This is a genomic window from Streptomyces sp. NBC_00019, assembly GCF_045041015.1.
Taxonomy (GTDB): domain Bacteria; phylum Actinomycetota; class Actinomycetes; order Streptomycetales; family Streptomycetaceae; genus Streptomyces.
This window is the reverse complement of record NZ_CP108302.1, coordinates 6939600-6952428: the sequence shown is the minus strand read 5'-3', so window position 1 is coordinate 6952428 and position 12829 is coordinate 6939600. Positions and strand designations below refer to the sequence as shown.

Genomic DNA, 12829 nt, shown 5'->3' with positions numbered 1-12829 from the left:
GGAAAGCCAAGGTGCGCACCTCGAAAGTCGCTGTTGGTCCGTCAGACCCGCGTCCCCGCGGGCCGTCCGTGGGCCACGTGATCGTAGGCCCTCACCTATGCAACTTACTCACGCTTTACTCGGTTCCCGATTCGGGCCATGAACGAGGCAGGATTGTGACCATGTCCAACACACCCATGGCAGCGAGCCCCCTGACCCGGGCCGTACTCGAGATCGACGAGTACGTTTCCGGCCTCGGCTGGGACCAGCCCGCTCGCCTCTTCGCCCTCGTAGACACCGCCCGGCTGCGCGCTCAGGAACCGGGCCTCGCGGCCCAGCTCGGCCTGGAGGACGAGCAGGCGACCACCGGCCTCACCCCGATCGAGCAGGAGGAGATTCCGGCGGGCAAGCCGCTGGACGAGTTCCTCGGCACGATCGCCTGGCCCGACCCGGTCGTCGGCTGCGCCCTGACGGTGGAGCGCCTGATGCTCCCGCCGTCCGCCGAGGCGTCGGTCCCGGAGGGCCTGAGCGACAAGAAGCTCTCCCAGTGGGTCGCGAAGCACCCCGACCGCCAGGAGGTCCGCATGACGGTCGCGGTCCTGCGCGACGGCACCCGCGACTCCGCCCTGCGACTGCGCGAGAAGGACTCCCCGACGGAGGTCCTCACGGGCGGCGCCCTGGTACCGGGGCTCGCGGAGGCGCTGTCGGCGACGTTCGAGGACTGAGTTCTTCCGGTACGACGGCCCCCTCTCGTACGACAACGGGGGCGCCCCTGGCCCTGGGGGCGCCCCCGTTCACGTACGCGCGCGTGTCTGTTCCGTCAGCCCTTGGTCGTGCACTTGGGCAGGTCGGCGGTGTCGCCGGAGCGGATGTCGTCGAGGGCGCCGAGGGCGTCCTCGATGGTCTTCACCTTGACCAGCGTGAGCCCGCCGGGGGTGTCCTTGGCGGCGGCCGCGCAGTTGTCGGCGGGCGTGAGGAAGTACTGGGCACCCTTGTCGCGGGCGCCGACGGTCTTCATCTCGATGCCGCCGATCGGGCCGACCTTGCCGTCGTCGTCGATGGTGCCGGTGCCGGCCACGAACTTGCCGCCGGTGAGGCTGCCCGGGGTGAGCTTGTCGTAGATGCCGAGCGCGAACATGAGCCCGGCACTCGGGCCTCCGACGTCGGCGAGCTTGATGTCGATGGTGAACGGGAAGGTGTGGTCGGTCCCGGCGGAGATCCCGACGATGGCGCGCTTCTCGCCGTCGTCGTCGGACGCCTTGGTCGTGACGGTCACGTCCTCGGTCGTGGTCGCCGTCCGCTGCTCCTTCTCCGCGGCGGCCTGCTCCTTGGCGGGCACGATGGTGAAGACGACCTTCTCGCCGACCTTGTGCTTGGTGACCAGCTCGGCGACGTCGGCGGGCTCCTTGACGGTGGTCCCGTCGACGGCCTTGATGACGTCACCGGCGTGCAGCCTGCCCTCGGCCGGGGAGTCCTTGACGACCGTGGAGACGATCACGAAGGACTTCACGGGGACGTCCAGCTCCTTCAGGGCGGCGACCTTGGCGCTCTCCTGGGACTGGCTGAACTCCTCGGCGTTCTCCTGGGTGGACTGTTCCTCGGTCTTGCCGTCCGGGTACAGCGTGTCGTGCGGCACGACCTTGTTGTCGTGCGCGAGCCACCCGTACACGGCCTCGACGATGTTCATCTTGTAGTCGGCGCTGGTGACCCGGACGGTGGTCATGTTCAGATGCCCGCTCGTCGCGTACGTCTTCCGGCCGGAGATCTGGAGCACCGGCTCGCCGTCGTGATCGCCCAGGGTGTTCACCGTCGGCCCCGGGGACATCTCCGCGTACGGCACGGGGATCAACACACCCGCGCACAGGAGCGCGATCAGCATCAGGGTGGAGGCGAGCATCGTCGCGGTGCGGCGTGGCATGCCACGACAGTACGGGACGCCCCTGTCAGCGACCCGTCAGGGCTGCCTCAGGACTGTCTCAGGGTTGCTTCTCCATGGCCTTGCGGAACCGGGCGTACCCGTCCAGCTCGGGCCCGTCGCTGCGTGCCCCTCGGGTCCGGTTGGCCCAACTGCCCCATAGACCTGCGCCGATCGCAGCCAAAAGCGGAATCAGCAACCAGGCGAGCGCCGCCATGCTGTCCTCCCAACCCCGGTGCGCGACCGCAACTGACTGATCAGCAGATTAACCATCCGCACTGACAACGCTCATGCCAGGGGTGCGGTTACGCAACCGGAGGGGAGAGAAGGAAGGGTTCAGCGGAGGCCGTGGGTTTCAGCAGGCGCCGACCCACTCCTCGGTGCCGTCGGAGAACTTCTGATGCTTCCAGATCGGCACTTCGTGCTTGAGGTCGTCGATCAGCTTCCGGCAGGCCTCGAAGGCCTCCCCGCGATGCGGACACGACACGGCGACGACGACGGCGAGATCCCCGACGCTCAGGTCCCCCACGCGATGCACCGCGGCCAGCGCCCGCACGGGGTACTCGGCGACGACCTTCTCCGCGATCCGCCGCATCTCCGCCTCGGCACTCGGATGACACGAATACCCGAGCTCGTCGACGTCGGCTCCGCCGTCGTGATTGCGCACGGTCCCCACGAACAGCGCGGTCCCCCCGGCCGCGTCGTCCCCGACGGCCTTGAAGACCTCGTCCAGGGAGAGCGCGGTCTCACGAATGGCGATGAGCTTGATCGCGTCCTGCGCGCCCCGCTCACCGGGGTGATCGTCGATGGCTGCCATGCCCCCATCGTGCCCCATGCCCGCGACCACACGGAATAGCGCTATCCACCGGCACACACGCGTGGGCGTTTGGAGCCTCCTACAGGCCCGGACCCCTCGCCCTCAGATCCGCCGCCGCGCCTTCCGCGCCCGCCGCACCACGGCCGCCGCGCCCAGCAGCGCCACCGTCGCGCCCGCGGCACCCGCGGCCGTCGCGTCCTTGCGGCCCAGTCGGCGCCCCGCGACCGTGTGCCGTCCGGAGACCTCCTCCAGCAGCTCCGCGAGGACCTCCTCGTTGGTCCACTGCGGCCGCCACCCGGCGTCGTGGAGCCGGCTGCCGCTCACCACCCAGGGGTACATCGTGTAGGCGAGATCCCCGGCCGGAGACGGCGTGAGCCCGATCCGGTGCAGCCGGGCCGCCGCGCCCAGCGCGACGGCCGACGGCAGCTCCATCCGCCGGATCCCGCTGAGCTCCTCGACCTCCTCCTGCTCCAGCCACCCGTCACACCCGACGGCGAGCTCGCCCTCGACCTTCTCCAGGACGGCGTACTCCAGAGCACTGCACAGATCCTCGACGTGGCAGAACTGCCAGGCAGGCCGGGAGCCGGCCACGACCAGCAGCCGCGGCGACTCGAAGTACCTGGTCAGCGCGGTGTCGGTGCCTCCGACGAGGACAGCGGGCCGCACCACGGTGACATTCAGCCCGGGGTGCGCCCGCGGAGCGCGCCGCGCGAGCCGCTCGACCTCCAGCAGATCCCCGACCCCGGTGGCCTCCGCGGTCGCCCGCAGCTCCGCGTCCTCGGACAGCGGCAGCTCGTTGTCCGGCAGGGCGCCGTAGACCATGGCGGAGGTGCACAGCACGACCCGGTGCACGCCGGCCGCGGCCGCGGCGGTCAGCACGGTCTGCGTACCGCGCACGTTGTAGGCCGTACGGGCGGCGCCGTCGGTCTCCAGGTCGAGATCGAGCGCCAGATGCACCACGACATCCGCGCCCCGCAGCTTCTCCGCGATCGCCGGATCCCGCACATCCAGGATGTGCCACTGCGCCGCCGCGCACTCCCCTCGGCGCTCGTCGATGGCGATGACCTGCTTGATCTCCTCCGAAGCGGCGAGCCGCTCGGTGAGCAGCGCGCCGACACCGGCGGCGGCGCCGGTCACGGCGACGACGGGCCCGCGCACACCGGGATGGGTTGTCTGGTTTCGCGCTGCGCGAACCTGTGGATCGGGGGAACTCACCGGGCGTCTCCAGCGGTTGTCTTCAGTACGGGCGCGAGTGACGCGTACGTACCAGGTGGCATCCATCCTGCCGCAGGCCGAGACTCGGCGGAGCACCGAGGCCCGATCCGCCCACGGTGTCTAGGCTGGGTGGTGTTATCGGGCAGTCGCGCCGTCGGAGAGAAACCGGCGGCCTTACCAGCCGAGGAATCCCGTGAGTGACACCCCATTCGGATTCGGCCTTCCGCCGGAGGAGCCGGACGACGGCGACGAGGGCAAGAAGAAGGACCAGCAGAGCGGTGGTGGTCAGGGCCCGGCCAACCCGTTCGGTTTCGGCGGGCTGCCCGGAGCCGGCGGCTTCGGTGCCCCTGGTGCCGACAACCCGTTCGCTGCCATGTTCGGTTCCCTGAACCCCAACGACCTGGGCGCCGCGTTCCAGCAGCTGGGCCAGATGCTCTCGTACGAGGGCGGCCCGGTGAACTGGGACATGGCCAAGCAGATCGCCCGCCAGACGGTCTCCCAGGGCACCGCCGACGGCACCAAGGACGCGAGCGTCGGCCCCGCCGAGCGCACCGCGGTCGAGGAGGCCGTCCGCCTGGCCGACCTGTGGCTCGACGACGCGACGTCCCTGCCGTCCGGCGCGGGCTCCTCCGTGGCGTGGTCCCGCGCGGAGTGGGTCGAGGCGACCCTGCCCGCGTGGAAGGAGCTCGTCGACCCGGTCGCCGAGCGCGTCGGCACCGCCATGGGCGACGTCCTGCCGGAGGAGATGCAGGCCATGGCCGGCCCGCTGATCGGCATGATGCGCTCGATGGGCGGCGCCATGTTCGGCACGCAGATCGGGCAGGCCGTCGGTGCGCTGGCGGGAGAGGTCGTCGGCTCGACCGACATCGGCCTGCCGCTGGGCCCGGCAGGCAAAGCCGCGCTGCTGCCGCTCAACATCGAGGCCTTCGGCAAGGACCTGGGCGTGGCGCAGGACGAGGTGCGGCTGTATCTCGCGCTGCGCGAGGCCGCCCACCAGCGTCTCTTCACGCACGTGCCGTGGCTGCGCTCGCACCTGTTCGGCGCGGTCGACGGGTATGCGCGCGGCATCAAGGTCGACACCGCCAAGCTCGAGGACGTGGTCGGTCAGTTCGACCCGCAGAACCCCGAACAGCTGCAGGACGCTCTCCAGCAGGGCATGTTCCAGCCGGAGGACACGCCCGAGCAGAAGGCGGCCCTGGCCCGTCTGGAGACGGCTCTGGCGCTCGTCGAGGGCTGGGTGGACGCGGTGGTCCACGCGGCCGCGAAGCCACGTCTGTCGTCCGCGGACGCGCTGCGCGAGACCCTGCGCCGCCGTCGCGCCTCGGGCGGCCCGGCCGAGCAGACCTTCGCCACGCTGATCGGCCTGGAGCTGCGCCCCCGCCGCCTGCGGGACGCCTCCCGTCTGTGGGCCTCGCTCACGGACGCACGCGGTGTCGACGGCCGGGACGGTCTGTGGGCCCACCCGGACATGCTCCCGACCGCCTCCGACCTGGACGACCCGGACGGCTTCGTGCACCGCGAGCAGCTGGACTTCTCCGAGCTGGACAAGATGCTCGGCGAGGCGGCGCAGAAGCCCCACCTGAAGAAGAAGGACGCCGACAAGGACGACAAGGGCGACGACACCGAGTGAGCCTGTTCGACGACGCGGTCCTCGTACTGAAGGGCTACGAGGACCAGGAAGAGCTGCGCCAGACCTATCTGGACCATCTGGCGACGCACCCGGACGGCATGTGGAAGGCCTGCGGCGACGGGCACATCACGGCGAGCGCGCTGGTGATCGACCCGTCGCGCGGGCAGGTCCTGCTGACCCTCCACAAGAAGCTGCAGATGTGGCTCCAGATGGGCGGCCACTGCGAACCGGTCGACGAGACCCTGGCGGCGGCCGCCCTGCGCGAGGGCACCGAGGAGTCGGGCATCGGGGGGCTGACCCTGCTGCCCGGCGGCCCGGTCCGCCTGGACCGCCATCACACGCCGTGCGCCTGGCACCTCGACGTCCAGTACGCGGCGCTTGCCCCGGCCGGGGCGGTGGAGGCGATCAGCGACGAGTCCCTGGACCTGCGCTGGTACGCGTACGACGAGGTGGCGGGCGTGGCGGACGAGTCCGTCGTACAACTGCTCGAAGCGACCCGGGCCAGGCTGTGAACGCGTAAGGGGCGACCACCATGGATGGTCGCCCCTTACCTGTCAGATGTGGCTAGCTCCAGACGTTGCCCTGGTTCTGGCCGCGAGCCCCCTGCTGGCCCATCCCGTACTGCGCGGCGAGGCCGGAGCCGATCTGGGCGTTCTGCGGCGGCAGCAGCTCGCTGGGCTGGACGATCGCGTAACCGCTGCCCATGAAGCTGAGCTCCCAGCCCTCACCGGTGTTGCCCCGACGCCGGAACACCCCGGAGGAATGCGTCTGGGCCTGCATCTGGACGCGCAGCGAGGTCGACCAGGCGACGATCGCGTCGGCGTCGCAGTTGACGTACTTGTCGGGCGTCACCTGCATCATCAGCGGCGCACCGGAGGTCATGAGGGCGACCTTGCCGCGGCCGGTGATGTTGAGCTGGTACTTCCCGGAGCCGGAGATGCCGTAGAGGCTGTCGACGGCGATGACCTCGTGGTGCAGCGACGAGTCCATGGCGAGGACGTAGCTGCTGTCGACGGTCAGTCCGTCCTGCTCCACGTCCACCAGATGGACGTGCTGCTTGAGATTGGCGAGATAGACCGTGCCCTGCCCGTGGCAGCGCATCAGATCCAGGCCCTCACCGGTGCTCGCACGCGCGCGTCCCTGCTGGTTGCTCTGGTACTCGGCGTCGAACTCCATCAGGCCCTGGTAGGCGACCATCGTGCCCTTGCGGGCGAGGATGTCGTCGTGGCCCTCCAGGCTGACGCGGAGCATCTGCTTGTTCTGCAGGCTCCAGCGGTCCTGGGTCTGCTGGTCGTTGTAGGCGAAAAGCGGACTCTGCATGACGTTCTGGCTCCCCCTCAGCCCCGGACCCGGAGGCGGTCGGTGCTGTCCTCGCTGGGCTGGACGACGACGATGCCCTGGCCCGAGAAGGCCATCTGGTAGGCCTCACCGCTGCCCCGGCCGATGAGCGACTGCGCCTTGAAGCTGCGCTTGCCCTTCACCTTGAGATTCGGGGACCAGGCGACGAGCGCGTCGGGGTCGACGTACGTCTCGTCCTCGCCACCGCCGCAGTCGACGACGATCGGCTTGCCCCGGGAGGTCAGCGCGACCCAGCCCTGCCCGGAGATCTTGGTGTTCCACAGTCCCTGCCCGGCGAACTTCGCCAGGCCCTTCACGCGCTCGACACCCCAGGTGAGGTGCGCGTCGAAGGCGAGCAGGTTGGTGGCGTTGACGGAGATGCCGTCGCCGTTGAGGTTGATGACGACCACGTTGGCGCCGTAGTCGGCGAGATAGAGCAGCCCGTCGCCGGTGCACTTCATCAGGGGCGCGCCCTCGCCGGTCATCCAGTCCTTGGCGATCTGACGCACGGCCGGCGGGTTGGGCTCGTACTGGACGAACCCTTCGTAGGCGACCATCGAACCCACGCGCGCAAAGAGGTCGTTCCCGGTCTGCATGGCGATCTTCGCCATGTGGTTGCCGTGGTTCTCCATGCGGGCCGTGACGGGTGCGGGAGCGAAGCCCGCGAGTGGCTGGTTCATGACGGACTCCCTCAGATCTCGTACGGCTGGACGACGATGAAGTTGCCGGGCGCGGCCCGGAACTGCAGGTTGACGCTCTCCCCGGTGTCGCCGGGGTAGGCGTTGCGCCGCATCCGGACCTGGCTGGAGACGACCACCTGGGCGGCGGACGACCAGGCGACCACGGCGTTGGCGTCGGCGAACGTCGTGGGCGTCACCGGCAGCACCACGGGCGTGCCGTGCGTCTTGAGGACGATCGTGCCGGTGCCCTGGAACAGCATCGTGAACAGCGCGCCGCCCGGGATGCCGTGTCCTTCGATACGGCGGACCTCGTACTGGAGGCTCTCGTCGAAGGCGAGGACGTTCTCGGCGGAGACGCAGATGCCGTCGCCCTGGAGTTCGATGGGGTGCAGCATCGTGGAGTTCTCGGCGAGGAAGACCTGACCCTGGCCGGTGCAGCGCATCAGCTGCATCTCCTGGCCGGTCGCGTTGCCGACGACGCGGCCGGCGAAGCCCGCGCCCTTGTAGCTGAAGTCGACCTTGCCCTGGTAGAGCACCATGCTGCCCTGCCGGGCCAGCACGGGGTGCCCGCCGATGCCGAGGTCGACACGGACGAGCTTCTTGTTCTGCTGCGTCCAGCGCTGGCCGGTGGGCGTCTCCTTGAACTGCTGGAGAGCGCCCGCGACCCCCGCGGCCTGGGGTGCGCCCTGCGGTACGCCCTGGGGCGCGCCGTAGGGGGCCTGCTGGCCCGGGACCTGGCCGTACGGAGGCTGCTGACCGTAGCCCGGGGGCGGGGTCGGCTGGCCGTAGCCGGGCGGCGGGCCAGGAGCCTGGGGCGCCTGCGGGGCCTGAGGCTGGGCGCCATAGCCGGGCGGCGGGGCGGGCTGGCCGTACTGGGGCTGCTGCTGCGGCTGGCCGTAGGGCGCGGGAGCCGGCGCCGGAGGCGGTACCGGGGCGCCGCCGGGCGGGGTCATGGGCGCGACGATGGTGGGCTGGGCGTGCATGTTCGGCGCGGGCGCCGGGGCCGGGGGCGGAGTCGCTCCGGGCGGGGGCGCGAAGCCCTGCGGGGCGGGCGCGGGCGCCGGGGCGCCGAACGCGGGCGGCGCGGTGGCCTGGGCCGGCGGGGCGAAGCCCGGGCCGGCGCCGGTCTGCGGCTGCGGCGGGGCCGCGGGGGCCTCCTCCTCGGCGACCTCGCCGCCGAAGTTCTTCAGCAGTGCGTCCAGGCCGCCGTCGAAGCCCTGTCCGACCGCGGCGAACCGCCAGACGTCCTTCAGGTAGAAGTCGCCCAGCATCACGGCCCGCTCGGTGGAGAACTCCGAGCCGTTGAAGGAGTAGCGGGCCACTTCCTCGCCGCCGGCCACGATCCGGAGGTATCCGGGGGCGACCTGCGACATCTGGCCGGCGCCGTCGATCGTCGCCGTGAAGGACAGCTTCTGGATCTGCGCCGGGATCCGGTCGAGGGTGACCCGGAAGGACTCCGAGTCACCCGCCTGGGAGCCCAGAAGCTGGATGGACTCCTCAGGGGACTTCGGCTGATTGAAGAAGACGAAATACCGGTCGTCCGAGAGCCGTTCGTCGGCGTCGAGACCGAAGCAGCTGATGTCGAAGCTCAGTCCGGGGCCGGCGATCTGCACACCTACGTACAGATCCGTGCCCGCGGTGAGGTCACTGACCTTGGCCTTGTGGCCGCGTTGGAATTCCCTGGCCATGCGTAACGACCGTCCCCCATCCAAGTGCGAGTGCGTCGCGCCAGGCTAACGGCAAACTCGGACAGTGGACGAAGTCGGTACAGACCCGGTACACAATCCCCGGCCGGGGACGTCGGTCACTCTCCGCGCGCGCCGGGCAAATGGGGCAACCGCTCGGCCGCGACCACGCCTTCGAGGTAGCCCCGGGCCCGCTCGGTGCGCGGGTACGCCTCCAGGAGCCGCCAGAAGCGGGGCCCGTGTCCGGGCACGAGCAGATGCGCGAGCTCATGGACGAGGACGTAGTCGACGACGTATTCGGGCATGCCCTGCAGCCGGTGCGAGAGGCGGATGCTGCTCTCGGAGGGGGTGCACGAGCCCCAGCGGGTGTTCTGGTTGGTGACCCAGCGCACCGAGGCGGGCCGGGCGCGTCCGTCGAAGTACTGGGCCGACAGCCGTTCGGCGCGTTCGGCCAGTTCGGTGTCGCCGAGTACCCGCTTGCTCTCCTGGGCGGCCAGCTTGTCGAGCATGACGCTCACCCAGCGTTGCTCCTCCGCCTCGGACATCCGGGCAGGGATCAGCACAACGGTGCGGTCGCCCTCGCGGTACGCGGAGACCGTCCGGCGTCGTCGGGCGCTCCTTCGCACCTCGATCGCGCTCGCACCCGAGCCGCTGGGCGGCTGGCTCGACGTGCGTCGCTGTGGTGTTCCGGCGCGGTGCAGTGGGTCGGCGGACACGCCCCGACGTTACCCGCTGTGAGGGCTGGAAGTCCCGACTCCGGGACGGTTCGGTCCGGATCCCCCACCATGCGTTTGATTTGTACGACGAATACCCACCGCCTGTGGACAACTTTCGGCGGCGAATCACCGATCCGGGCATGCTGGCATTCGCCGACGGAGCCACAACCGAGAACCGAAAAGTCTCCGGGCGGCGGACGGGGATGTTCCACGAGGGCTACGGGGGCCTGTCATGCAGTCTTCACAAGATCCGCCAGTTACGGCGATCCCGCTGGTTCCACTGGTGAAACCCGCGCTGCGGCGCGGCTGGCGCGACCTGAACACCGTGCAGTTCGGGATGACTCCGGCGCACGCGATGACGCTGGGTCCGATGGACACGGCCACGGGCAGTTTCCTCGACCTGCTCAACGGCACCCGCGGTCCGGGGCTGCTGCGCGAGGAGGGGCGGCGCATGGATCTGCCCGACGGCCATGTCGACCGGCTCCTGGAGCGGCTGGCGCGGGCCGGGCTGCTCGACGACGCGCGGGGCGGCGGCCAGGCCGGTGACACCCTGCGAAGGAAGAAGCGGGTCCTCGACCGGCTCCGCCCCGATCTGGCCTCGCTGTCCCTGACGACGTCCGAACCGGGCGAGGGGATCGAGCTGCTGGCCGCCCGTCGCTCGCTGCGCGTACAGGTCAGGGGCGCGGGCCGGGTGGGCTCGGTGCTGGCCTCGCTGCTGGCGGGCGCCGGCGTCGGCGAGGTCGATGTGCGCGACGTCGGCGAGGTCGAGCCGTGGGACGTCGCGCCGGGCGGGCTGCCCGCCGAAGCGATCGGCAAGCGCAGGGACGAGGCCGCCCGGCGCGCGGCACGCCGGTCCGCGCCGGACCGCTCTCCACGCCGGCCGGCCTCCGGGGACGGCGAGCCCGGGTTCTCCCTGGTGATCCTCGCCCCGAGGGACGACGTCGCGGTGCACGCCCCACCACCCGCCGACTCCCTCGTCGACTCCGGTACGCCCCATCTGTACGCCGGTGTCGTGGAGGCGACGGGTGTCGTCGGCCCTCTCGTCCTGCCCGGGGTGACGAGTTGCGCGGGCTGTCTGCACGAGGGGCGCGCGGACCGGGACCCGGTGTGGCCCCGGCTGGTCGCGCAGTGGCGGTCGGGTTCGGGGCGGTCGCGCCAGGTGCGTCCGTGCGACCTGGCGCTGGCCACTACGGTGGCGGGGTTGGCGGCCGCGCACGCCCTCTCCTTCCTCGACGGCCGGACCCCGTCGAGTGCCGGCGCCCGCTGGGAGGTCTCCCTCCCCGCCCTGAACTGGCATGCTCGGCCGGTCTGGGCGCATCCCGCGTGCCGGTGCGGAGCCGCGGAGAAAGGTAAGGAGGAACACACCGTCAAGGACGGGGAGTCGCACGAGACAATGGCGGAGCAAGGGCCGTCGAAGGAATTGCGCCGTGAGGCGGATGCGGCACGGCCTGCTGGGACCTGGAGGGCGCATGTCTGATCTTCCCCGCAAGGCGGTCACCCGTACCGCCAAGCTCGCCGCGCTCCCGCTCGGCTTCGCAGGCCGGGCAACCTGGGGGCTCGGCAAGAGAATCGTCGGGGAGTCCGCGGAGATCGTCGGCCGTGAGCTGCAACAGCGCACGGCGGAGCAGCTGTTCAAGGTGCTCGGCGAGCTCAAGGGCGGTGCGATGAAGTTCGGCCAGGCCCTGTCCGTCTTCGAGTCGGCGCTGCCCGAGGAGGTCGCCGGTCCCTATCGGGCCGCGCTGACCAAGCTCCAGGAGGCGGCGCCGCCGATGCCGACGCGCACGGTGCACCGGGTGCTGGAGGAGCGGCTCGGGGAGGACTGGCAGGAACTGTTCGTGGAGTTCGAGGACAAGCCCTCCGCCGCGGCGTCGATCGGCCAGGTGCACCATGCCGTGTGGCACGACGGCCGCGAGGTGGCGGTCAAGGTGCAGTACCCGGGAGCCGGCGACGCCCTCCTGTCCGACCTGAACCAATTGAGCCGTTTCGCCCGACTTTTGGGCCCGCTGATCCCCGGCATGGACATCAAGCCGCTCATCGCGGAACTGAGGGACCGGGTCTCCGAGGAACTGGACTACGGCCTGGAGGCCCAGGCCCAGCAGGCCCATGCCGACGAGTTCGCGGACGACCCGGACGTCGTGGTGCCGGCGGTGGTCCACCAGTGCGACCAGATCCTGATCACCGAGTGGATGGGCGGCGTCCCCCTGTCGGAGATCATCTCGGACGGCACCCAGGAACAGCGCGACCGCGCCGGCCAACTGCTGGCCCGCTTCCTCTTCTCCGGCCCGGCCCGCACCGGCCTGCTCCACGCCGACCCGCACCCCGGCAACTTCCGCCTCCTGCCCGGCGGTCCCGACGGCGAGGACGACTGGCGCCTGGGCGTCCTGGACTTCGGCACGGTCGACCGCCTCCCGGGCGGACTGCCCACCCCCATCGGCGACTCCCTGCGCATGACCCTCGACGGCGAGGCGGAGGCCGTCTACGAACTGCTGTGTCTGGAGGGCTTCGTCAAGGAGTCCATAGAGCTGGAACCCGACGCCGTGCTCGACTACCTCCGGCCGATCATCGAACCGGCCCTGCTCGACGAGTTCACCTTCACCCGCGGCTGGATGCGCAGCCAGGCGGCCCGCATCGCCGACATCCGCTCCCCCGCCTACCAACTGGGCAAGCAGCTCAACCTCCCCCCGGCATACCTCCTCATACACCGCGTCACCCTGAGCACGATCGGCGTCCTGTGCCAACTGGGCGCGACGGTACGGCTGCGGGAGGAACTGGAGGAGTGGCTGCCGGGGTTCGTGCTGGAGGAGGAGACCGAGGAGTCGGCTGCGGAGGCGTGAGCCGCTGGTGAACCGGGCGA

The 12829-nt window shown here is 70.7% G+C and carries 13 protein-coding genes; 5 read left to right on the top strand and 8 right to left on the bottom strand.

Annotated elements, in window-relative coordinates:
* Positions 1-161 precede the first annotated feature (161 nt).
* The gene (locus OHU89_RS32945; RefSeq protein WP_266888290.1) at positions 162-704 is read left to right on the top strand and encodes a PPA1309 family protein; all 543 of its coding nucleotides are present in this window, start codon (positions 162-164) and stop codon (positions 702-704) included.
* Between the two features lie 95 nt (positions 705-799).
* Here the strand turns inward: OHU89_RS32945 and OHU89_RS32940 are convergent, their stop codons facing one another.
* From OHU89_RS32940 to OHU89_RS32925, 4 genes are all read right to left on the bottom strand, one after another.
* Positions 800-1897, bottom strand: coding sequence for a PDZ domain-containing protein (locus OHU89_RS32940; RefSeq protein WP_405648336.1), 1098 nt, complete (start codon positions 1895-1897; stop codon positions 800-802).
* 58 nt (positions 1898-1955) lie between these two features.
* On the bottom strand, positions 1956-2111 hold the full coding sequence (locus OHU89_RS32935) for a hypothetical protein (protein ID WP_266888294.1): 156 nt from the start codon (positions 2109-2111) through the stop codon (positions 1956-1958).
* Positions 2112-2249: 138 nt separating this feature from the next.
* On the bottom strand, positions 2250-2711 hold the full coding sequence (locus tag OHU89_RS32930; protein ID WP_266888296.1) for a molybdenum cofactor biosynthesis protein MoaE: 462 nt from the start codon (positions 2709-2711) through the stop codon (positions 2250-2252).
* Positions 2712-2813: 102 nt separating this feature from the next.
* A complete protein-coding gene (locus OHU89_RS32925) occupies positions 2814-3926 on the bottom strand; it encodes an SDR family oxidoreductase (protein ID WP_405648334.1) in 1113 nt (370 codons plus the stop codon).
* Between the two features lie 193 nt (positions 3927-4119).
* Between OHU89_RS32925 and OHU89_RS32920 the strand changes: the two genes are divergently transcribed.
* Positions 4120-5556 (top strand): zinc-dependent metalloprotease, encoded by a 1437-nt coding sequence (locus OHU89_RS32920; protein ID WP_405648332.1) that lies wholly within the window; start codon positions 4120-4122, stop codon positions 5554-5556.
* Positions 5553-6068 carry an NUDIX hydrolase gene (locus OHU89_RS32915; RefSeq protein ID WP_405648330.1) on the top strand — a complete coding sequence of 172 codons (516 nt, stop codon included), beginning with the start codon at positions 5553-5555 and terminating at the stop codon, positions 6066-6068. The genes OHU89_RS32920 and OHU89_RS32915 overlap by 4 nt, the downstream gene beginning before the upstream one ends.
* A gap of 52 nt (positions 6069-6120) precedes the next feature.
* On the opposite strand, the gene OHU89_RS32910 is transcribed toward OHU89_RS32915, so the two are convergent.
* The 4 genes from OHU89_RS32910 to OHU89_RS32895 form a co-directional block, all read right to left on the bottom strand.
* Positions 6121-6876 carry an AIM24 family protein gene (locus OHU89_RS32910; protein ID WP_405648329.1) on the bottom strand — a complete coding sequence of 252 codons (756 nt, stop codon included), beginning with the start codon at positions 6874-6876 and terminating at the stop codon, positions 6121-6123.
* A 17-nt stretch (positions 6877-6893) separates the two neighbouring features.
* Positions 6894-7574, bottom strand: coding sequence for an AIM24 family protein (locus tag OHU89_RS32905; RefSeq protein WP_062718094.1), 681 nt, complete (start codon positions 7572-7574; stop codon positions 6894-6896).
* An 11-nt stretch (positions 7575-7585) separates the two neighbouring features.
* Positions 7586-9262: a TerD family protein gene (locus tag OHU89_RS32900; protein ID WP_405648327.1), complete on the bottom strand. Its 1677-nt coding sequence runs from the start codon at positions 9260-9262 to the stop codon at positions 7586-7588.
* Positions 9263-9378: 116 nt separating this feature from the next.
* A complete protein-coding gene (locus OHU89_RS32895) occupies positions 9379-9975 on the bottom strand; it encodes a M48 family metallopeptidase (protein WP_266888312.1) in 597 nt (198 codons plus the stop codon).
* Between the two features lie 232 nt (positions 9976-10207).
* Between OHU89_RS32895 and OHU89_RS32890 the strand changes: the two genes are divergently transcribed.
* Positions 10208-11452 (top strand): TOMM precursor leader peptide-binding protein, encoded by a 1245-nt coding sequence (locus OHU89_RS32890; protein WP_405648324.1) that lies wholly within the window; start codon positions 10208-10210, stop codon positions 11450-11452.
* The gene (locus tag OHU89_RS32885; RefSeq protein WP_405648322.1) at positions 11445-12809 is read left to right on the top strand and encodes an ABC1 kinase family protein; all 1365 of its coding nucleotides are present in this window, start codon (positions 11445-11447) and stop codon (positions 12807-12809) included. Before OHU89_RS32890 ends, OHU89_RS32885 begins: the two co-directional genes overlap by 8 nt.
* The last annotated feature ends 20 nt before the right edge of the window (positions 12810-12829 follow it).

What these genes read in the sequence shown, in the direction of transcription:
- OHU89_RS32945 (WP_266888290.1), top strand. Translation starts at nt 162, where the DNA reads ATGTCCAACACACCCATGGCAGCGAGCCCCCTGACCCGGGCCGTACTC.
- OHU89_RS32940 (WP_405648336.1), bottom strand. Translation starts at nt 1,897, where the DNA reads ATGCCACGCCGCACCGCGACGATGCTCGCCTCCACCCTGATGCTGATC.
- OHU89_RS32935 (WP_266888294.1), bottom strand. Translation starts at nt 2,111, where the DNA reads ATGGCGGCGCTCGCCTGGTTGCTGATTCCGCTTTTGGCTGCGATCGGC.
- OHU89_RS32930 (WP_266888296.1), bottom strand. Translation starts at nt 2,711, where the DNA reads ATGGCAGCCATCGACGATCACCCCGGTGAGCGGGGCGCGCAGGACGCG.
- OHU89_RS32910 (WP_405648329.1), bottom strand. Translation starts at nt 6,876, where the DNA reads ATGCAGAGTCCGCTTTTCGCCTACAACGACCAGCAGACCCAGGACCGC.
- OHU89_RS32905 (WP_062718094.1), bottom strand. Translation starts at nt 7,574, where the DNA reads ATGAACCAGCCACTCGCGGGCTTCGCTCCCGCACCCGTCACGGCCCGC.
- OHU89_RS32900 (WP_405648327.1), bottom strand. Translation starts at nt 9,262, where the DNA reads ATGGCCAGGGAATTCCAACGCGGCCACAAGGCCAAGGTCAGTGACCTC.
- OHU89_RS32890 (WP_405648324.1), top strand. Translation starts at nt 10,208, where the DNA reads ATGCAGTCTTCACAAGATCCGCCAGTTACGGCGATCCCGCTGGTTCCA.
- OHU89_RS32885 (WP_405648322.1), top strand. Translation starts at nt 11,445, where the DNA reads ATGTCTGATCTTCCCCGCAAGGCGGTCACCCGTACCGCCAAGCTCGCC.